Consider the following 18,374-nt stretch of genomic DNA (forward strand, 5'->3'; position numbering starts at 1 on the left):
CTCGGGGATGTGTATAAGAGCCAGGCGGTCGCCGCCGCGGGCACGGGCGCGGCCGCGGCCGGTTCGGCCCCGGTCGCGCTTGCCGCCCCGGCGGTTCCGTACACCAGCCGGGTCAGCACGGCGATCATTTCCTCGACGTCGATCGGTTTGGCCACATGGGCGTTCATGCCGGCGCGGTCGGCGCGGCGGCGGTCGTCGTCCATCACGTTGGCGGTCATGGCGACGATGGGCAGGTCGGCCAGCGCGCCGCCGGCCGCGCGGATCGCCACCGTGGCGTCGTAGCCGTTGAGCACGGGCATCTGCACGTCCATCAGCACCACGTCGCAGCGCTGCGGATCGGCCAGCAGCAAATCGACCGCCAGCTGGCCGTTGGCCACCGTCTCGACGCTGGCGCCGGCGTGGTGCAACATGTACTGCGCCACCTCCTGGTTGATTTCATTGTCCTCCACCAGCAGCACGCGCATCTCGGCCAGGCGCGCGTGCAGCGGCGAATGCTCGCTCAGCGGCGCCATGCCGGCGTCGCGGTTGTCTCCCCCCAGCAGCGAGGCGACCCGCTCCAGCAGGCGCGCCGGGCTGACCGGCTTGGACAGCATGCCGGCCGCGCCCAGGCCGCTGCACTGCTCGGCCTGGGCGGCGACCACGTGTTCGGCCGCCATCAGCAGCACCGGCGGCAGAGGCTGGCCGGCCTGCAGCCAGTCCCGCAGGGGGGCGCCGTCCGGCGTCGGCAGGTGGCAGTCCAGCAGCATCAGGCCGTAGGGCTGGCCCAGTTGCTGGTGTTGGTGCAGCAGGGCCAGCGCGGCGTCGGCGTCGGCGGCGGCGCTGGCGACCCAGCCCAGCTGGTCGCAGGCGCGCTGCAAGGCCAGCCGCACGCTGGCGTTGTCGTCGACGATCAGCACCGCCAGGCCGGCGGCCACGGGCGGCGGCGCGGCGGCCGGCGCGCCGCATTCGAGCGGGCAGGTGAACAGGAATTCCGAGCCGATGCCGGGTTCGCTGCTGACCTCGATCGCGCCGCCCATCATGTCGGCCAACTGGCGGCAGATCGCCAGGCCTAGGCCGGCGCCGCCGAACTGGCGGCTGGTGCTGCTGTCGGCCTGCGAGAAGGCGCCGAAGATCAGCGTTTGCTGTTCCTGCGTGATGCCGATGCCGGTGTCGCGCACGCGGAACTCCAGCAAGATGGCGCGCAATCCCTGCGCGCCCGGCCGCTCCGGCGGGAGCGCGCCCGGCGCCTGCCGCACTTGCAGCACCACCTCGCCGTGCTCGGTGAACTTGATGGCGTTGCCGATCAGGTTGAGCAGCACCTGTTGCAGCCGCATCGGGTCGCCCGCCAGCTCGGCCGGCAGGCGCGGGTCGATGTCGTAGACCAGCTCGATGCCCTTGTCGCAGGCGCTGCCGCTGACCAGCACGCTGATGCTGCTGAGCACGCGCTCCAGGCTGAAGCTGGCGTGTTCCAGCACCAGCTGGCCGGCCTCCACGCGCGAGAAGTCCAGCACGTCGTTGACCAGGCCCAGCAGCGATTGCGTGGCCAGCTGGATCTTGTCCAGGTAGGCGCGTTCGCGCGGCGCCAGCCCGGCTTCCTCCAGCAGGCGCGCCAGGCCGATGATGGCGTTCATCGGCGTGCGGATCTCGTGGCTCATATTGGCCAGGAATTCGCTCTTGGCGCGGCTGGCGGCCTCGGCGCGGTCGCGCGCCAGCACCAGCTCCTCGTTCAGTTCCTGCAGGTGCAGCTCGGTTTCCTTGAGTTCGCTGACGTCGGACACCAGCACGAAGAAGCCGCTCACCAGGCCGCCCTGGTCGGCGTCCGGGATGTAGTTGACCCAGGTGTGGCTGAGCTCGCCCGACGGCCAGCGCAGCTGGTCGGCGAAGGCCTGCGGCTGGCCGGCCAGCGCGCCGCGCACATAGGGTTCACTGACGGCGTACTGGGCCTCGCCGAGCACTTCCGGCATGTGGGCGCCCAGCATCTGCCTGGTGCTGCGGCCGTGCCACTCGAGGAAATAGCGGTTGGCGAAGCGGCAGCGCAGGCCGGCGTCCCAATAGGCCACCATGCCGGGCAGGTTGTCGGTCACGGTGCGCACGAAGTGTTCGCTCTGCGCCAGTTGCTCCACGGTGGCGCGCAGCGCCTCCTTGGCGGCCTTGCGGTCGGTGATGTCAAGCGCGATACCCAGCACGTGGGTGGGGGCGCCGTGCTCGTCGCGCAGCGCCACCTTGCGGGTGGTCAGGTAGCGGGTCTGGCCGCTGGCGTCGGTGATCGGTTCCTCGGCGATCTCGGTCACCTCGCCGGCGGCCGCGGCCAGCACCCGGCGGTCGGCGGCGGTGAAGAAATCGGCCTGGGCGGTGGGCACCAGGTCGTAGTCGCTCTTGCCGATGAAGGCCTCGCCGTTCGGGCGGCCGAACATCTGCGCGCCATGGCGGTTGAACAGCTCGTAGCGCAGGTCGGCGGCGCGCTTCAGGAAGATCATCGCCGGCATGTTTTCCAGCATCGAACTGAGCAACTGGCGCGAGCGCCGCAGTTCCGCCTCGGTCCGTTTCAGCTCGCTCACGTCCATCAGCAGGGCGGTGATGCCGATGATGCGGCCGTCGGTGCCGAACTGCGGATAGTAGCTCAGCACCCAGTAGCACAGCTGCCTGGGCGAGGCGGCCGGATAGCCCGAGCGTTGCAGGCCGGTCAGCGGCTTGCCGCTGTCGAGCACGGCGCGGTAGTCGGCCAGCACGCTGCGCCGCACCTCGGGGTCGGGAATCATCTCGCCCACGTGGCGGCCCAGGTGGGCGATCACCGGCTGCTCGTTGAGCGCGGCCAGGTAGTCGTTCAGGCGGACGAAGCGCAGCTCGCTGTCGACATAGCTGAGCCCGACCGGCGCGGTGGCGTACAGGGTTTCCAGCTGGGCGCGGTTCTTTTCCAGCTGGACGGTGCGCTCGGCCACCAGTTGTTCGAGCTGGGCCTGGTTGCGGCGCAGGTCGCCCTCCAGCGCCAGGAAGGCCAGGCCGACCTCGTCCGCTTCGCGGAAGGTCAGCGCGCCCAGCGTGAACGGGCTGCCGCTGGCCAGCGCCTGGGCCGGCCCGACCAGCTCGCGCACCGAGCGGGCGATGCGGCCGCCGACCCACCAGGCCAGCGAAAAGCCGGCCAGCAGCAGCGCCGTCATGGTCAGCGAGATGGCGGTGACGGCGTCCAGCAATTCCTGCAGCGCCTGGTGCTGCGGGGTGGCGATGGCGACGGTGACGCGGCTGACCGGCGCCCGGCTGAAGCCGAAGTAGATCGGCGTGCCGTCGGCCGCCGCGGTCGACAGCAGGGCTTCGCCGGTGGTGCGCAGCTGGGCCCGCATCGCCTCCTCGGCCGGGCGCGCCAGCAGCTGGCGCGGGCCGCCGGCCTGGGCGACGAACACGCCGTCGGCGTCATACAGGGTCATGGTCTGGTGCTGGCCGATCTTCTCGTCGCCCAGGATGCTGGCCAGACGTTCGGGCTTGAGCAGCGCGGTCAGGGCGTAGCTGAGGCGGTTGTCGAGCATGACCGGCACGTCGATCGCCAGCAGGTTCGCGCCGCCGACGGTGAGCATCGACAATTGCGGCCGCGATTGCGCGTACAGCAGCGCCAGGCGGCGGCGGTTGTCGGCGTCGCTGAAGCTGGCGGGCAGGTCAGGGCCCAAGTGCAGCGCCACCTTGCCGGCGGCGTCGCTGAGCAGGAAATGGGCGACCGGGAATTGCGGGCCGAGCAGCGTGGCGGCCTGGGCGCGCAGCGCCGCCAGGTCGCCGCTGCGCAGGCTGGGCGAGGCGGCCAGCGCGCGCACCGCGCTGTCGGCCTGCAGCAGGTCGCGGTCGATGGCGGCGGCCACCAGCCGGGCCGACTGCCGGGTGTCTTCCATCAGGGTGTCGCGTTCGCGCTGGTAGAACTGGCCGACCACGGCGCCGAAGCCGACCACCGTCGGCAGCGCGCATGCCAGCACCAGCAGCGCGATCTGCGAGCGGATGGAGGGCAGGCGTGGACGTTTTGGTTCTGGCACGTGTTGGACCCCGGCGGCGGCGGCCAGCATCGGGCTGGCAGCACGATAGTAGCCGACGTGGGCCGTTTCAGAAAGCGATTTTGTCCACTACAGGCAACGGTCAGATCGGCTTGCCACAGGCGTAGCTCCACGCCAGTTCGGCCATCGGGCGCGCCATGCGGCCCGATTCCAGCGCCTGGGCGCTGGCTGCCGTGCCGTCGACATAGCGTTTCATGATGCCCTGCATGATGCTGGCCAGGCGGAACATATTGAAGGCCAGGTAGAAATTGAAGTCCTCCAGCCGGATGGTCTTGCCGGTACGCGCGGCGTAGCGGGCGATGTAGTCCTGCTGCGAGGGGATGCCCAGCGCCGCCAGGTCCAGCCCGGCGATGCCGCGGAACTGGCCGGGCTCGATGTGCCAGCTCATGCAGTGGTAGGAAAAGTCGGCGAACGGGTGGCCCAGCGTCGACAGCTCCCAGTCCAGCACCGCCAGGATGCGCGGCTCGGTCGGGTGGAACAGCATGTTGTCGAGGCGGAAGTCGCCGTGCACGATCGAAGTGTCTTCGCCGGGCGGGATGTTGCCGGGCAGCCAGGCGATCAGCTGGTCCATCGCCTCGATGGTCTCGGTCTGCGAGGCCAGGTATTGCTTGCTCCAGCGCTCGATCTGGCGGCCGAAGTAGTTGCCCGGCTTGCCGAAGTCGGCCAGGCCGATGGCCGCGTAGTCGACCGTGTGCAACTGGGCGATCACGCGGTTGAGTTCGTCGTAGATGGCGGCCCGTTCGGAAGGCGTCATGCCGGGCAGGGCCTGGTCCCACAGCACCCGGCCTTCGACGAATTCCATCACGTAGAAGGCGCGCCCGATCACCGCCTCGTCGGTGCACAGCGCGTACTGGCGGGCGGCCGGGAAGCCGTGGCGGCTGAGCGCATCCATCACGCGGTACTCGCGCTCGATCGCGTGCGCCGACGGCAGCAGCTTGGCGGCCGGCGCCGGCTTGGTGCGCAACACATAGTGCTGGCCTCCGATGCTGAGCTTGTAGGTGGGGTTGGACTGGCCGCCCTTGAACTGCTCCACGCTCAGCGCGCCGTCCGGGTAGCCGGTCACGTGCTGGCGCAGGTAGGCGTCCAGCGCCGCCACGTCGAACTGGTGGCGCGCCGACACCGCCTTGGTGCCGATGAATTCTTCGAACATGCTGTCTCCCGCTGTTGTATGTATCGGCTATTCTAGTCCAATAATAGTACGTGCGTGCTTTTTATTTTTTCAGCAGCTGAAAATCTTGGTTTGTGACAATTGTAGAGTATTGATTTATTAAAACATTGATACAATTACTACTTATTAAATTAACTTGGAGGTGCTGGTGTTCAAAAAATCCTTGATGTGTTTCCTGGTGGCGGGGGCTGTGCTGGGTGGAGTCTCGACGCCGGCCATGTCGGCGGCGAAATCGGTACGCACGGCCTCCAAGCTGGATCGTTTGCTGGCGCCGATCAAGTCCAGCCATGACCTCGACCGCTATCTGGCGGTCACGCCCGAATATCAGTCGGCTTTTTCCCCGCTGACGCCGGCGGGCCGCCGCGCCTTTATCGAGAGCCTGACCTTCAACCAGAACGGCCTGACCGGTTTTTCATATCGCGACCTGCAAGCGGAACTGACACCAACCCAGATCGATAAGCTGCTGGCCTTGTTTGGCGCGCGCAACACGATCGCGCTGATGCAGCCGGCACGCTTGGTCTCCGTCAAAGACCGGAAATTGATTGCCGCGAGAGGCTCAGATCGCTGCGGCAGCAGCGAATGCGACGAAGATGGGGGCGGCTACTCCGGCGACGATCCTGGCGGTAGTGGCTGGGATGACGGCGGCGACACGACCGAGCCGCCCCCGCCGCCGCCGACGCCGGATCCGGCTGACACCACGGATAAGGACGTCGCGGGATACGCGTGCACCGCGCACGCCACATGTGAAGTGAAAAACTTCAGTATCTGTCGCAAGGGATGCTGAGCTTTGAATCTGCTCAGACCACAAGCCGTGTCGCGCCGTCGCGCTTTGCGGCTGGCGGCGGGCATGGGCGCCTGGATGGCGGCCGCGTCCCCGGCCGGTGCCGCTGCGCCCGCTGCGTTGGACCTTGCGCCGCAAGTGTTCGAGGAATATGTCTGGTCCCTGCACTTGCCGCAAGCCGACGCCGTCTTGCTCTACCTGGCGTACTACCGGGAAAAGCTGCGGGCGGAGAATTCCATAGCGCATCTGCAGAGCTTGCCGATGCGCGAGGTGGCAAAGGCCTTTGACGAACTCTACGCCATCATTTTTTATACGGCCGATCAACAGGTTTTGCTCCACCTGGTCAAAGTCTTCGGCCTGTTGGACCAGCGTAAGCAGGCTACGCAGCTCCAGTTGCAACGCACTTACAAGGCTTGCTACTACTGCCGGAGCATGGATCTCGCCAAGCAACTGGCCGGGCAATTTCCCGGCCGCGTGAAGGCGGCGCCGGAGATCCGCATGTCTGCCGGCGCCGGCGCCGGCACGCCTACGGTGATGCGTCTGGCTAGCGGACGCGGCGAGCTGTTTGCGACGGCCTGTCCTTTGCCGGAAAAACCGACGGTATTGATGGTCACCAATCCTGGATGCCATTTTTCGCGGGACGCCTTTGCCGCCATCAGGGAAGATCCGGTGTTGGTGCGGCGTTTGAACGGGGCATTGCAGTTGTTGGCTCCCCATCAAATGGACTTTGACATCGATGATTTTGTCGAATGGAATCGAACGTATCCATCGCTGCCCATGTCGCTGGCCTATCATTGGCGTGGCTGGACGATGCTGGACATGCGTGAGACGCCCACCTTCTATTTCATCAAAGCGGGCGCGGTCAAGCACGTGATGAAGGGATGGCGGGATAGCTCGGCCAAGGCGGCTCTGAAGAATGGTTTGGCGCAAATAGATTTATAGTTCATTTTAATGAAGAAAATTGTATCTGGGACGCTAGGCGTCATCGTCGCCATGGCGGTTTTTTTCCTCACTGCGCCGCCTTCCGCGACGCTGGTCACGGCTGCCCCAACCGTCGATTCAATACAGCCGGCGCCGGCCTTGGCCAGTTCGGCTGCAGCTATTAGCAAGGCGCCCTGCCATTCCGATGCGATCGAAGCAGGCGCGGCTCGTCAATTTTCGATCGGCCGACTGGCCAGTCAAGTGCAATTGGAATTGTCTGCGGGGCTGGACGATCCGGCGTCGGTGCTGGCGAAAGCCGGGCAGGGCCAATCCGCCGCTGCCATCGCCATGCTGTATCTGGCGGCGAATTGTTCGCGCTTTAGAGGCCGATTCGACTTTCTCGGACTGGTGCCGGACGATGTGGATTTGCCGCCAAGGCAAACCTGCCGCAAGCTTCCGCCGCAACTCAGAAACAGCCCGCTGACCAGCCTGGACCCGGCGCTGTCGAACTCCGCCGAAGCCCAATTATTGTACGCAGCGAATGGGCTCGTGGTTCGCCAGGCCCGGCTGGCCGATGGCGTTGAGGGGCAATCCGGGCAAGACAACGATGAGCTCGCGACTATAGAGCGCAACGCGCTGCGTGCCGCACATGCCGGGCTGGGTGAGGCTTATTTGTTCCTCGCCTCGCACTATGATGACGGCAGTTTTGGCGTCGCCAATGCCAATCAGGCGCTGTACTTCGCGCAACAATTTCACGCGGACAGGCCGGATTCCGGCGAGGCCCAGCGGCTGGCCTATTTCAAGCAGCGCTTGCAGGACGCCGGGCAGCCTTCGACCGCCTGCGGCAACGGGTTGCCGGCATTGCGTGATTTCAGGCGCTGACTTTCAGGATGAAGACATACACTTGCAGCAGGCCGGCGGCGAGCAGCAAGCAGAAGTAGGCCGGCTTGATTTCCTTGCGCTTCCAGAAGGCGTTAAACAGCAGCAGGACGGCAAAGGCCAGCGTGGTCCCCACGCTCCAGAAGCCATCCTGCGCCCGGCCCGAGGCGAAATAACCGGCGCACAGCACCAGGCAGGCGGCCGCCAGCAGCAGGTTGAGCAGCTGCAGTCCGGACAGCCGCCGCATCAGAAGAACAGGGCGGTGCGCTGGATGACCGTGCCGTTGTTGGTGTAGGCGGCGGTGGCGCGCACCGAACCGCTGTTGTATTTGCCGTCGTCGAGCTTGCTGTCGACCTGCTCGGCGAACGAGTCGGGCAGGTTGTCGAGCCGCACGCCGTTGCCGCCGCGGCCGCCCACCACGTCGTTGTAGATGTAGACCGCGCCGCCCTGCGCGCTGGTCATGAAGTCGGTGGTGCCGTTGAACGAGCCGGTGATGAAGCCCGCCAGCGCCAGGTGCTGCGGCGCCAGCTGGTATTCGGCGATCTGGCCGTCGCCGTTGCCGTTGCCGGTGGCGCCGGGCGCGTGGACGGTCGCCTGCGGATCGTCGCCCGGCAGCGCGTGGAACTTGTCCTGGTAGGAGTTGACCGCCGCCGACAGCGCGTTCGATTGCTGGATGATGTTCTTGACCTTGGCGCTGTCGATCAGTCCCTGTCCTTTCAGCACGCCGCCCAGCAGCAGGCCGATGATGACCAGAACAATCGCAATCTCAACCAGGGTAAAGCCGCGTTGGGCTCGCTGCATGGGGCATCCTTTCGTAACGGGTGTCGGTGAAACGTCATGATAGACGGAAACTGTCCGGCCGCCTAGCGCGACGGCCGGGCCGGCGGCGCCATGTTTTGCAGGCGCTGTTCGAGGAAGCGCAGCTCGTTGGGGTCGGTGATCTGGCCGCTGGCCAGCAGCGCGCCGATCAGCGCCCGCGCCGCCTCGGCCTGGTTCATGTCCTCCAGCACGAACAGCTCCAGCTCGCGCGCCCAGGCCGGCACTTGCGGGCCGGTGGCGCGCAGCCGGATCGCCTGCGCGTAGCGGCGCGCCAGCGGCAGGTCGTGCAGCCGGTGGCGCGCCACCACGGCCGCGTGCGCCAGCCACGGCCAGCGCCGGTTCGGGTCTTCATCGAAGCGGGCGTAGACCAGGTCCAGCATCAGCCGCACCCGCGCCGGATCGCCGACCGCGCCGTACACCTCGCTGGCCGCCAGCAGCGGATACTGGCTGCGCGGATCGAGCTCCAGCACGCGTTCCAGCCATTGCCGGATGCGGCCGTAGTCCATGTCGCGCCAGGCGATGGTCACGCCGGCCTGCTCGTCAAAGCCCTGCACATACAGCATCAACAGCCGCGACAGCGCCAGCGGATCGCCCAGGCTGGCCAGTTGCAGCGCGGCCGGCGCCGGCGCCGGCGGCAGCGCCTCGGCGCGCGCGCGCGGCGGCGGCCGGCTGGCCTGCCAGCCCAGCTGCAAGGCCAGCGCCGCCGCCAGCAGCCAGCGCACGGCCGGCGGCACCGACGACAGCGGGCGGGACGGCGTGTTCACAGGTTCTTCCGGTACAGGTCGAACAGCGCGGCGGCCGTCAGCAGGCCGACCGTCAGCGCGGTCTGCATGGCCAGCGCGGCCAGGTCGGCCAGGGTGCCGCTGTGGTACAGCAGCCACTCGGTGCGGGTGTAGGCGTCCAGGTGGGGCAGCAGCAGCGCCAGCGCGTCGATGCCGCGCGTCAGCCAGCGCTGGCCGGCGTCGGCCTGGGCGGCGCCGGCGTGGCCCAGCAGCTGCAGGGTGCCGACCACGCGCGCCAGCAGGTAGAAGGCGCCGGCGGCGCTCAGCGCCGGCAGCGTCTGGTTCAGGGTCAGCGAGCACAGCAAACTGAAGGCGGCCACGATCCACAGCTCGCCCAGCAGCGACAGCGCCCACAGCGCCGCCTGGTCGAGCGGCGCGAAGGCCAGCGCCACCGCGCCGAACAGCAGCGCCGGCAGCAACGCCAGCGCGGCGAAGCCGGCCAGCTTGCCCAGCAGGTAGACCGCGCGCGGCAGCGCCAGCGCCAGCAGCAGTTCGCCGCCTTTGTCGGCCGCCTCGCGCGCCATGCTGCTGATGACGAAGGTGGCGATCAGGAACACCGCGGCCAGCCGCAGCACGGCCGCCAGCAAGGCCGCCTGCAGCTGGCGGCTTTCGGTCAGGGCCAGCTGGCCGAGGAAGCCGCCGGCGCACACCGCCGCCGCCAGCACCAGCAGCAGCAGCCACAGCAGGCGGTTGCGCAGCGCCTCCAGCAGCGTGTAGCGGGCGATCACCAGCGCAGCGTGTGGCAACGGCAGCGGCGGCGCGGCCGTCATTGGATCTTCTGCACCGCGACCATGCGGTTGAACAGGATGTTGGGCGACAGCCAGACCACGATGTCGTCGTAGGCGCCGCCCGGCGCGGTGGCGGTGTCGCTGGCGTAGCGGCTGACGAACTGGGTGTCCGAACCGGCGTTGAGCTGCTCGTCGGTGTTGCTGGTGGCGGCGTTGGCGATCAGGCCGCCGAGTTCGTTGCTGCCGCCATAGCCGTTCTTGCCGTGCGAGATGATTACCGCCGGGATGTCGTTGACGGCGGTGGCCGCCACCAGCTGGCCGCTGCCGTCGCGGGTGGCGACGGTGATGTCGCGCGGCGTGCTCAGGTTGAACAGCGCGCCGCTGTCGCTGAAGGCCGGCGTGACGCTGTAGCGGAACAAATGGTTCCAGCTGTCGAGCTTGCCCAAGCCCAGCGTCGCCCACGGCAGGTAGCCGCTGCGGCGCTCGCCGGCGCAGCGGCTGCCGTTGCGCGCCTCCAGGCCGTTGCTGGCCGAGATGGCCGGGCAGGGCAGGTAGCCGTTGCGCAGCGCGTAGCCGACCAGCGCCTCGCGCGCATCCTCCATCGCCTTCTGGGTTTCCGAGATCTTGCGCTGCTCCAGCTGCATGCCGAGCGGCGCCAGCAGGCCGCCGACCATCAGGCCGACGATGATCAGCACGATCGCGATTTCGACCAGCGTGAAGCCGGATTGTCTGTGTTTCGTCATGGCGTCAAGGCAGGCGGTGGGCCGCCGCCATTTGTTTGTAAAGGGGGGCCAGCGGCACGCTCATCACCAGGTCGTCGAAGGCGCCGCCGGGGCCGTTGGCGTCGGTGCTGGCGGCGCGGCTGATGAAGTGGACGCTGGCGCTGGCGTTCTGTTGTTCGTCGAGGTTGCCGGCGTCGGTGTTGGCCTGCGCCACGCCCAGCATCGACACGCCGAAATTGTTGCGGCCGTGCGACAGCAGCACCGCCGGCGCGCACGGGGCGCCCAGGTCGCAGCCGGCCTGGCCTGCGCGGTACAGCAACTCGCCGTCGCTGCCGCGGTCCTGCACGGTCTTGGTGGCCACCGAGGAAATGCGCAGCACCGGCGCCTGCGAGTAGACCGGGGTGACGCTGTAGCGCAGCAGCTTGCCCCAGGCGTCGGCGCCGTCGACGCCCAGCGTCACCCAGGGCAGGAAGCCGGTGCAGTCCTGCTCGGTGGCGCAGGGCGCCAGCGCCTCGTGGCCGTCGGTGGCCGAGGTGGCCGGACGTGGCAGGCGGCCGTTGGCTGCGGCGAAGCCGATCAGGGCGTCGCGCGCCTGCGCCATGCGCGCCAGCGTCAGCTGGTTGCGGCGCAGCTGCCGGTTGTCGTGGTTGAGCGCGCTCACCAGCAAGGTCGCTGCGCCGACGCTGGTCATGGCCAGCAGCAGCAGCAGCGCCGCGCCGCGCTGGCGCCGGCGGCTAATGGCCAATTTCTTGCACGCTGCCATTGGCGGGATCGAAGCTCTGGCCGGGTTTCAGGATCAGCTGGCGGCCGGACGACAGGCGCAGCGACACCGCCGATCCCGGCCCGGCCTTGGCGCCGTCGGACTGCGGCACCTGGTTGAGCCAGACCGTGGTGCGGCCGCTGCTGCCGCGCAGCACGCCGCTCAGCTGGACGCTGGACGAGGGCGGCGCGCCGGCGGCGGGCGCCGTCGGCTGTGCCGCCATGGGCGGCGGCATGCCGGCCGCCATCTGTGCCTGGGCTGCGGCCTGGGCCTGGGCCTGGGCTTGGGCGGCGGCGTCCGCCATGCCCGGCAGCGGCGCGGCGCCCGGCATGGCCGGCGCGGCGGCCGGGCCGGCGTCGCGCTGGCGATCGAGCGCGCTGCGTTCGGCCGGCGAGGCGAACAGGCGGCCCAGCGCCGGCTGCTGGGCCGAAGCCGGCAGGGCGGCCCCGGCCAGCAGGGCCAGCAGGGCAAGGTGCGGTGCGCGTCGGTGTCGTTGAGCCATGGTCATCCAGCGCCTTTCTTGAACGCGGCGGCCGGCGCCAGGGTCAGCCAGTTGAGCTTGCATTCGGCGCCCATGCTGGGCGTGTTCGGCAGGTTTTGCACGCTGCCGATGCGCTTGAGCGTGCATTCCTGCACCGCGTAATAGCTGCGCTGGCGCAGGTCGTCGAGGAAGTTGAACAGGTCGCCTTCATGCAGCAGCTCCATGCGCAGGTTCATGCGGCTGCCGCGCAGCGCATAGTCGCCCAGCGGCAGCGGCGCGTCCAGCCTGACGGCCTGCTGCGGCTCGATCTCGTAGCTCAGCGGCGGCAGCTTGCGGCGCTCTTGGATCTGGCGGATCTGCTCGACCCAGTCGAGGCGGTTTTCATCGCCGATCAGGCCGCGGCTGCGCAGCAGCACGAACTGCGGCTGGAAGGCGCGGATCTCGCGCTTCTCCGTTTCGACCTGGGCGTAGCGCCGGCGCGCGGCGTCGCGCGTCTGCTGCGCCTGCGCGCGCTGCTCTTCGGCCCGGCTGACGTACCAGCTGCTGGCGGCCACGGTGGCGACGCCGATGCTCAGCGCGCCGGCCGCCATCACCACGGCCAGCCGGATCAGCGCGAACTCGCGCAGCCAGTACGGCAGCGGCTTGGCGGCGCGTGCCGGCTTTTTGCTGAAGGGGGCGGGAGTCGCGCTCATGGCTGCCATACCAGGTTGAGGATGAAGCGGGCCTTGGTTTCGACGCCGCCGGTGGCGCCGGCGCCGGCCTTGCCGCTGAGTTTGACGTTGGAGCGGGTGTCGACCGGTTGCTGCACGATCTCCACCGTCATGCGCGGCTGGCGCGCCAGTTCCTGGGTGAAGGCGTCCATGCTGTTGACCACTTCGCGGTAATTATCCGGCGGCACCATGATCTCCGCCTCCAGCCGCAGCGTCTGCGGCGCCTGGGCCGGTAGGCCCAGCATCCCCGACGAGATCGGTTCCATCACCGTGCCCGAAGTGCTGGCCATGAAGCCGGTGGCGACCGGCTCGGCCGGCGCGGCCGGCGGCGCGGTCTTCCAGTCCAGCTGCAGCAGGCGGATTTGCGGCACCTTGTCGAGCGCCGTGCTCAGCTGCGCCATCATGGGCAGCGGCTGCGGCCCCTGGCGCACCAGCAGCTGTGCCACGGTGACGGCGGCCCGCATGTTGGCGGTCTTGTCGATGGCCGGCGTCATGCTCGACAGCGCGGCGCGGTAGCGCTGGTCGTACTGTTTGCCTTCCGCATACATGGCGGCGGTGGCCGAGGTGGCGTCGACGTAGCGCCAGACGTTGACGCCCAGCCAGGCCAGCGTGGCGGCCGCCAGCAGCGCGCTGGCGCCGAACAGGGCCAGCCGCGCGCGCCACAGCTGGAAGTAGCGGCGCGCCTCGCCCAGCGAATACTGGCTGGCCGGGCGTTCGCGGCCCAGCAAGGTCAGCAACAACGAATCGGCCAATTCGGCGGCCAGCGCCGGCGTCTGCGCCAGGCCGGTGCGCTGGGCCGCGCTGTCCATGTCGATGAAATGGTAGGCGGTTTCCGGGCCGTCCTGGCATTGCGGTTCGAGCCGGTCCAGCGTGCTTTCCGGCGCCACGATCACCGTGTGCAGCACTTCGCCGCGGCCGATCAGGCGGGTGCTGGTGAGGAACTGCTGGGTCTTGGCGGTCTCGCGGGCGACGTCGACCGGGGCGCCGTCGCGGTCCACCGCCAAGGTCAGGCGCGAGAACTTCAGCTGGCCGTCGAGGAAGTAGCTCTGGCGCAGGCCGGCCGATTGCTGCGTCACCAGCAGCAGGCGCTGGTCCGCCAGGCCCAGCTTGCGCACCAGCGAGGAACTCATCAGCGTGGTCGAGTACAGGCCCGCCAACGGCGTGCGCAGCAGTTCCAGCGCGGCGATCCAGGGCTGCACCAGCGCCGGGTTGGTCAGCGCGCTGAGCAGGGCGACATCGTCCTGGCGCCCGCCCGCTTCCCGGCCCTGCACGCGCACGTAGCGGTAGGGCGTTTCGCGGTATTGCTGCAGCAGGCGGCGCGCCAGCAGGCGGCGGCCGGAGCGGCCCGTCACGTGCGGCAAGGTGATGCGCTGGAAGTCTTCCTCGATCAGGTCGACCATCAGGTAGACCGGGCCGTAGGGCTGGGCGTCCAGGTAGTCCATGAAGGCGTCGACGCCGGCGCGGTCGTTGCCGAAGCGCACGGCGTCGCCGAGCCGCCCCTGGTGCCACGGGTAGGCCCACACATGTTCGCTGCTGAGGTAGAGTAAATGGCTATGCAACACGGCGGCCTCAGGGTCGGATCTTGGAGATGGTGTCGTAAATCGGCCCCAGCACGGACAGCATGATCCAGCCCAGCAGCAGTCCCAGCACCACGGTCATGGCCGGCTCTATCATCGCCTGCACCTTCTCGATCATCTCCTTGACTTCGCGGTTGTAGAAGTAGCTGACGTTGCGCAGCGCGCCGTCGAGCGCGCCGGTGGCCTCGCCCACCTTGAGCATGCGGATCACCAGCGGCGGGAAGATGCCGGTGTTCTGGAACGCCTCGGTCACGCTCTGGCCGTCGGAGATGAGCTGGGCCGCGCGGCGCAGGCCGGCCGCCACCATGCGGTTGCCGACGATGCCCTCGGACAGGCGGATGCATTCGAGGATGGTGATGCCGGCGCCGTACATCAGCGCGAAGAAGGTGGCGAAGCGGGCCAGGATGATCTTGTGCTGCACCGGGCCGATCATCCAGATGCGCAGCTTGAAGGCGTCGAAGCGGTAGCGCGCCTGCTCGCTGCGCGCCAGCCAGGCGCGCCCGCCGAAGAAACCGGCCACCGGCAGCGCCAGCAGCACGTACCAGTAGTGGATGAAGATGTCGGAGACGAAGATCAGCGCCTTGGTGTGGAACGGCAGCTCGTTGCCCATGTTCTTGATGAAGGCGGTCAGCTGCGGCACCAGGTAGATCATCAGGAAGGCCACCACGCCGAGGATGACGACGCCGACGAACAGCGGCTTCATGATGATCTTGCGCGATTGCGAGGCCAGCTCGTCCTGCCACTTCAGGCTGTCCGACAAATTCAGGAACACTTCGGAGATCTTGCCGGTGCGTTCGCCGGCCGTGATCAGGCTGGTGAAGGTCTTGTCGAACACGTCGGGGTAGGCGTCCAGCGCGGCCGACAGCTGCAAACCGCCCTCGATGTTCTCGATCAGGTCGGTGATGATTTCGCGGAAGCGCGGATGGTCCATGCTGTCGCGCAGGTCGTTCAGGCCGTCGAGGATGGGCACGCCGGCGCCGGTCAGTTGCTCCATCTGGAAGCAGAAGTTGATCAAGTCCTTGCGGGTGATGTCGCGCCGGCCGATGGCGGCCAGCTTCTGGCGCGACACCTGGCAGTCGATCAGGTCCAGCTCCATGCGGTGCAGGCGCAGCTCCAGGTCGGGCTCGTTGAGCGCGTCCATATTGCCCAGCGTCAGCTGGCCGCCGGGGTCCATGGCGCGGTAGAGGTATTGGGGCATCAGCTCAACCTGTCCGTCAGATCGACCACGCGCGCGATTTCCTCCAGCGTGGTCACGCCTTCGAGCACGCGGCGCAGGCCGTCGTCCACCAGCGAGCGCACGCCGGCCGCGGCGGTGGCGTTCTTCAGCTCGCGCGAGGAGGCGCGTCGCGCCACCATCTCGTCGAGCTGCGGCGTCATCTTCAGCAGTTCCATGATCGCCAGCCGGCCCTTGTAGCCCTGGTGGCCGCAGCGCTCGCAGCCGACCGCGCGGTACAAGGTGGTGGGCGCGGCGTCCTCGCCCTGGTCTACTCGCAGGCCCAGCAGGCGGCGCTCCAGCTCCTCGGCCGGGTAGGCTTCGCGGCAGTGCGGGCACAGCCGGCGCACCAGGCGCTGGGCGATGATGCCGATGATGTTGCCGGCCATGATGTCGGCCACCACGCCGATGTCGAGCAGGCGCGAGATCGAGCCGATCGCCGAGTTGGTGTGCAGGGTCGAATACACCTGGTGGCCGGTCATCGCCGCCGAGAACGCCATTTCGGCGGTCTCGCGGTCGCGGATCTCGCCCACCAGGATGATGTCCGGATCCTGCCGCATCATCGAGCGGATGCCGTCGGCAAAGCCCATCTTGGCCGCTTCGTTGACGGCGGTCTGGCGTATCATGTTCATCGGATACTCGACCGGGTCCTCCAGCGTCATGATGTTGACGCTCTCGGTGTTGATGTGGTTGAGGATGGAATACAGCGTGGTGGTCTTGCCTGAGCCGGTCGGGCCGGTCACCAGGATCACGCCGTCGGGACGGGCGATCATCAGCTTCAGCAGGTTCAGTTCGTTTTCTTCCAGGCCCAGGCCGTCCAGCGGCACGATGCCTTTCTGCCGGTCCAGCACCCGCAGCACGAAGTTCTCGCCGTGGGTGGTCGCCTGCGCCGAGGCGCGGAAATCGATCTGGCGGCCGGAAAACTTGATCGAGATGCGGCCGTCCTGCGGCGCGCGGGTCTCGGCGATGTTCATGCCGCTCATCACCTTCAGGCGCACCGCCATCGCCGGCCAGTAGGATTTGTGCAGGCTGCGGATCTGGCGCAGGATGCCGTCGATGCGGTAGCGGATGCGCAGGAACGATTGCTCCGGCTCGAAGTGCAGGTCGGAGGCGCTGTTCTGCACCGCGTCCGCCAGGATGGCGTCGATCAGCCGCACCACCGGCTGGCTGTACTCGTCCGAGGCGCCGCCCAGGCTGGCGTAATTGACTTCGCCGGTCTCGATCTCGTGCAGGATGCCGTCGATCGACAGCTCGAAGCCGTAGTACTGGTCGATGGCGCGCTGGATGTCGGATTCGTTCACCAGCAGCGGGCTGATGGTGATGCCCTTGACCAGCATGGCGCTGATCTGGTCCAACGCGACGATGTTGCTGGTGTCCGACATGGCCAGGATCAGGTTGTCCGTGGCGCGCTCGTAGACGATGGGGAACACGTGGTAGCGCTTGGCGACGTCCTTGGGGATCAGCTTGAGGGCGATCGCGTCCACCACCAGGCTGGTCAGGTCGGCGCTCTGCTGGTTGAGGTTTTCCGACAGCGCCATGCGCACCGTGGCCTCGGTCACGAAGCCCAGCGTGATCAGCAGTTTCCCCAGCGGCTCGCTGCTGCGTTTTTGCTCGATCAGCGCGATGCGCAGCTGGTCTTCGCTGATCACGCCTTTCTGGATCAGCAGCTTGCCGAGCGGGAGTTTGACTTGTTCTGCCATGGATCTCTTACGGTTGACGCGCGGGCGCGCTCAGTTCATGCATGCGCGCGCGCAGCGCGTTGCGGTCGAAGGCGGCCGCGTGGTCCTGCGCCAGCGCCAGCGCGCGCTGGTAGTACTTCAGGGCCAGCTTGCCCTGGTTCAGGCGGTCCAGGCCGACGGCCAGGTTGAAGGCGTAGTCGGCGTTGTCCGGCATCGCGGTGTAGGCGCGGAAGTAGGATTGCTGCGCTTCCTGCCAGCGGCCTTGCTGCGATTGCAGGTTGCCGAGCGCGAACAGCACCGGCCCGGCGTCCGGGTTGGCGCCGAGGATGTTGCGCAGCCGCGTTTCGCTCTGGGCGCTATCGCCCTGGCGCACGCCGACCAGGCCGGCGACGGCGGTGGCGTCGTTCGGGTCGAGTTCGAGCAGGCGCAGGTAGTAGCCGGCCGCTTGCTCACCCTGGCCCCTGCGGGCGGCCAGGGTGGCCAGGCCGAGCAGGGCGTCGCGACTGGTCGGGGCGTCGCGCAGCGCGGCTTCATATTGCTGCTGGGCCTGCGCCAGGTCGCCGCTGTTGAGGGCCTGGTAGCCGCTCTCCAGCGCCGGCGCCAGCACCGGCTGCTGGCTGGCGCGGGCCACGCGGATGTCGCTGTTGTCCGGCGCGGCGATCGGCGCCAGCTGCTCCTGGCGCGGCGCGCTCAGTTGCGCCAGCTTTTGCTGCATCATTTGCTGCGAGGCGGCCAATGCCTGTTCGGTGGCGTTCAGGCGGCGCTCCAGTTCCTCGCTGCCGGCGCGGGCGGGCGCCGGCGGCGCGATCGGCGCGCCGTCCATCAGCAGAGGGTCTGCCCCGGCGCCGGGCGCGACGGCGACCTTGACCGGGCTGGCGCCGGTGGCGCCGAGCGGCGGCATCGGCACCGGCGGCAGGCGCGAACCGGCGCCCGGCGCGGCGATCGCCTGCCAGTAGTAGTAGCCCATGCCGCCGACGATCAGCAGCAGCAGCGCGATCCAGCCGAACAGGCGCAGGCGTTCGCGGTCCAGTCCGGCGGATTCGGCCGGCGCGGTGGCCGCCGCCGCCGCGCGTGCGCGCGCCGCGCCGCGCGGCTGGTCGGCGCCGGCTTGGGCGGATTTGTCGGCCCGTGGCGCGTACTCGGC

General features: G+C 68.4%; 17 protein-coding genes. 3 read left to right on the plus strand and 14 right to left on the minus strand.

Going from position 1 to position 18,374, the window contains the following annotated elements; genetic code table 11:
- A partial coding sequence (locus RUGAMON1_RS32165) for a PAS domain-containing protein (protein ID WP_445234341.1) occupies positions 1–3,992 on the minus strand: 3,992 nt, incomplete at its 3' end.
- 100 nt (positions 3,993–4,092) lie between these two features.
- Complete coding sequence (locus tag RUGAMON1_RS32170; RefSeq protein WP_445234342.1) at positions 4,093–5,160, minus strand: phosphotransferase; 1,068 nt, start codon at positions 5,158–5,160, stop codon at positions 4,093–4,095.
- 166 nt (positions 5,161–5,326) lie between these two features.
- On the opposite strand from RUGAMON1_RS32170, the gene RUGAMON1_RS32175 reads away from it, so the two are divergent.
- From RUGAMON1_RS32175 to RUGAMON1_RS32185, 3 genes are read left to right on the plus strand one after another with little or no spacing between them, the layout of a single operon-like run.
- A complete protein-coding gene (locus RUGAMON1_RS32175; RefSeq protein WP_445234343.1) occupies positions 5,327–5,962 on the plus strand; it encodes a hypothetical protein in 636 nt (211 codons plus the stop codon).
- A gap of 3 nt (positions 5,963–5,965) precedes the next feature.
- Positions 5,966–6,901, plus strand: a complete 936-nt coding sequence (locus RUGAMON1_RS32180) for a hypothetical protein (RefSeq protein WP_445234344.1) — start codon at positions 5,966–5,968, stop codon at positions 6,899–6,901.
- Positions 6,902–6,910: 9 nt separating this feature from the next.
- Positions 6,911–7,762: a hypothetical protein gene (locus RUGAMON1_RS32185; RefSeq protein WP_445234345.1), complete on the plus strand. Its 852-nt coding sequence runs from the start codon at positions 6,911–6,913 to the stop codon at positions 7,760–7,762.
- Here RUGAMON1_RS32185 and RUGAMON1_RS32190 read toward each other — a convergent pair.
- The 12 genes from RUGAMON1_RS32190 to RUGAMON1_RS32245 all read right to left on the minus strand — a co-directional run.
- Positions 7,752–8,006: a hypothetical protein gene (locus RUGAMON1_RS32190; RefSeq protein WP_445234346.1), complete on the minus strand. Its 255-nt coding sequence runs from the start codon at positions 8,004–8,006 to the stop codon at positions 7,752–7,754. The two genes, RUGAMON1_RS32185 and RUGAMON1_RS32190, sit on opposite strands and share 11 nt — an antisense overlap.
- Positions 8,006–8,560 (minus strand): prepilin-type N-terminal cleavage/methylation domain-containing protein, encoded by a 555-nt coding sequence (locus tag RUGAMON1_RS32195; RefSeq protein ID WP_445234347.1) that lies wholly within the window; start codon positions 8,558–8,560, stop codon positions 8,006–8,008. The genes RUGAMON1_RS32190 and RUGAMON1_RS32195 overlap by 1 nt, the downstream gene beginning before the upstream one ends.
- Positions 8,561–8,622: 62 nt before the next feature.
- Positions 8,623–9,342, minus strand: a complete 720-nt coding sequence (locus RUGAMON1_RS32200; RefSeq protein WP_445234348.1) for a hypothetical protein — start codon at positions 9,340–9,342, stop codon at positions 8,623–8,625.
- Positions 9,339–10,130: an ABC transporter permease gene (locus RUGAMON1_RS32205; RefSeq protein ID WP_445234349.1), complete on the minus strand. Its 792-nt coding sequence runs from the start codon at positions 10,128–10,130 to the stop codon at positions 9,339–9,341. Before RUGAMON1_RS32205 ends, RUGAMON1_RS32200 begins: the two co-directional genes overlap by 4 nt.
- The gene (locus RUGAMON1_RS32210; protein WP_445234350.1) at positions 10,127–10,831 is read right to left on the minus strand and encodes a prepilin-type N-terminal cleavage/methylation domain-containing protein; all 705 of its coding nucleotides are present in this window, start codon (positions 10,829–10,831) and stop codon (positions 10,127–10,129) included. Before RUGAMON1_RS32210 ends, RUGAMON1_RS32205 begins: the two co-directional genes overlap by 4 nt.
- Positions 10,832–10,835: 4 nt before the next feature.
- Positions 10,836–11,555, minus strand: a complete 720-nt coding sequence (locus RUGAMON1_RS32215; protein WP_445234351.1) for a hypothetical protein — start codon at positions 11,553–11,555, stop codon at positions 10,836–10,838.
- The gene (locus RUGAMON1_RS32220; protein ID WP_445234352.1) at positions 11,545–12,072 is read right to left on the minus strand and encodes a hypothetical protein; all 528 of its coding nucleotides are present in this window, start codon (positions 12,070–12,072) and stop codon (positions 11,545–11,547) included. Before RUGAMON1_RS32220 ends, RUGAMON1_RS32215 begins: the two co-directional genes overlap by 11 nt.
- 2 nt (positions 12,073–12,074) lie before the next feature.
- Entirely contained in the window at positions 12,075–12,743 is a 669-nt protein-coding gene (locus RUGAMON1_RS32225; protein WP_445234353.1) for a hypothetical protein, read from the minus strand.
- Positions 12,740–14,323: a hypothetical protein gene (locus RUGAMON1_RS32230; RefSeq protein ID WP_445234354.1), complete on the minus strand. Its 1,584-nt coding sequence runs from the start codon at positions 14,321–14,323 to the stop codon at positions 12,740–12,742. The genes RUGAMON1_RS32225 and RUGAMON1_RS32230 overlap by 4 nt, the downstream gene beginning before the upstream one ends.
- A gap of 7 nt (positions 14,324–14,330) precedes the next feature.
- Positions 14,331–15,536 carry a type II secretion system F family protein gene (locus RUGAMON1_RS32235; RefSeq protein WP_445234355.1) on the minus strand — a complete coding sequence of 402 codons (1,206 nt, stop codon included), beginning with the start codon at positions 15,534–15,536 and terminating at the stop codon, positions 14,331–14,333.
- Positions 15,536–17,251, minus strand: coding sequence for a GspE/PulE family protein (locus tag RUGAMON1_RS32240; protein ID WP_445234356.1), 1,716 nt, complete (start codon positions 17,249–17,251; stop codon positions 15,536–15,538). Before RUGAMON1_RS32240 ends, RUGAMON1_RS32235 begins: the two co-directional genes overlap by 1 nt.
- A gap of 7 nt (positions 17,252–17,258) precedes the next feature.
- On the minus strand, positions 17,259–18,374 hold a 1,116-nt coding region (locus tag RUGAMON1_RS32245; RefSeq protein WP_445234357.1), incomplete at its 5' end, for a tetratricopeptide repeat protein.

This window comes from Duganella rhizosphaerae, assembly GCF_040364205.1.
GTDB classification, from domain to species: Bacteria; Pseudomonadota; Gammaproteobacteria; order Burkholderiales; family Burkholderiaceae_D; genus Rugamonas; species Rugamonas rhizosphaerae.

What these genes read in the sequence shown, in the direction of transcription:
- RUGAMON1_RS32170 (WP_445234342.1), bottom strand. Translation starts at nt 5,160, where the DNA reads ATGTTCGAAGAATTCATCGGCACCAAGGCGGTGTCGGCGCGCCACCAG.
- RUGAMON1_RS32185 (WP_445234345.1), top strand. Translation starts at nt 6,911, where the DNA reads ATGAAGAAAATTGTATCTGGGACGCTAGGCGTCATCGTCGCCATGGCG.
- RUGAMON1_RS32190 (WP_445234346.1), bottom strand. Translation starts at nt 8,006, where the DNA reads ATGCGGCGGCTGTCCGGACTGCAGCTGCTCAACCTGCTGCTGGCGGCC.
- RUGAMON1_RS32195 (WP_445234347.1), bottom strand. Translation starts at nt 8,560, where the DNA reads ATGCAGCGAGCCCAACGCGGCTTTACCCTGGTTGAGATTGCGATTGTT.
- RUGAMON1_RS32205 (WP_445234349.1), bottom strand. Translation starts at nt 10,130, where the DNA reads ATGACGGCCGCGCCGCCGCTGCCGTTGCCACACGCTGCGCTGGTGATC.
- RUGAMON1_RS32210 (WP_445234350.1), bottom strand. Translation starts at nt 10,831, where the DNA reads ATGACGAAACACAGACAATCCGGCTTCACGCTGGTCGAAATCGCGATC.
- RUGAMON1_RS32220 (WP_445234352.1), bottom strand. Translation starts at nt 12,072, where the DNA reads ATGGCTCAACGACACCGACGCGCACCGCACCTTGCCCTGCTGGCCCTG.
- RUGAMON1_RS32225 (WP_445234353.1), bottom strand. Translation starts at nt 12,743, where the DNA reads ATGAGCGCGACTCCCGCCCCCTTCAGCAAAAAGCCGGCACGCGCCGCC.
- RUGAMON1_RS32235 (WP_445234355.1), bottom strand. Translation starts at nt 15,536, where the DNA reads ATGCCCCAATACCTCTACCGCGCCATGGACCCCGGCGGCCAGCTGACG.
- RUGAMON1_RS32240 (WP_445234356.1), bottom strand. Translation starts at nt 17,251, where the DNA reads ATGGCAGAACAAGTCAAACTCCCGCTCGGCAAGCTGCTGATCCAGAAA.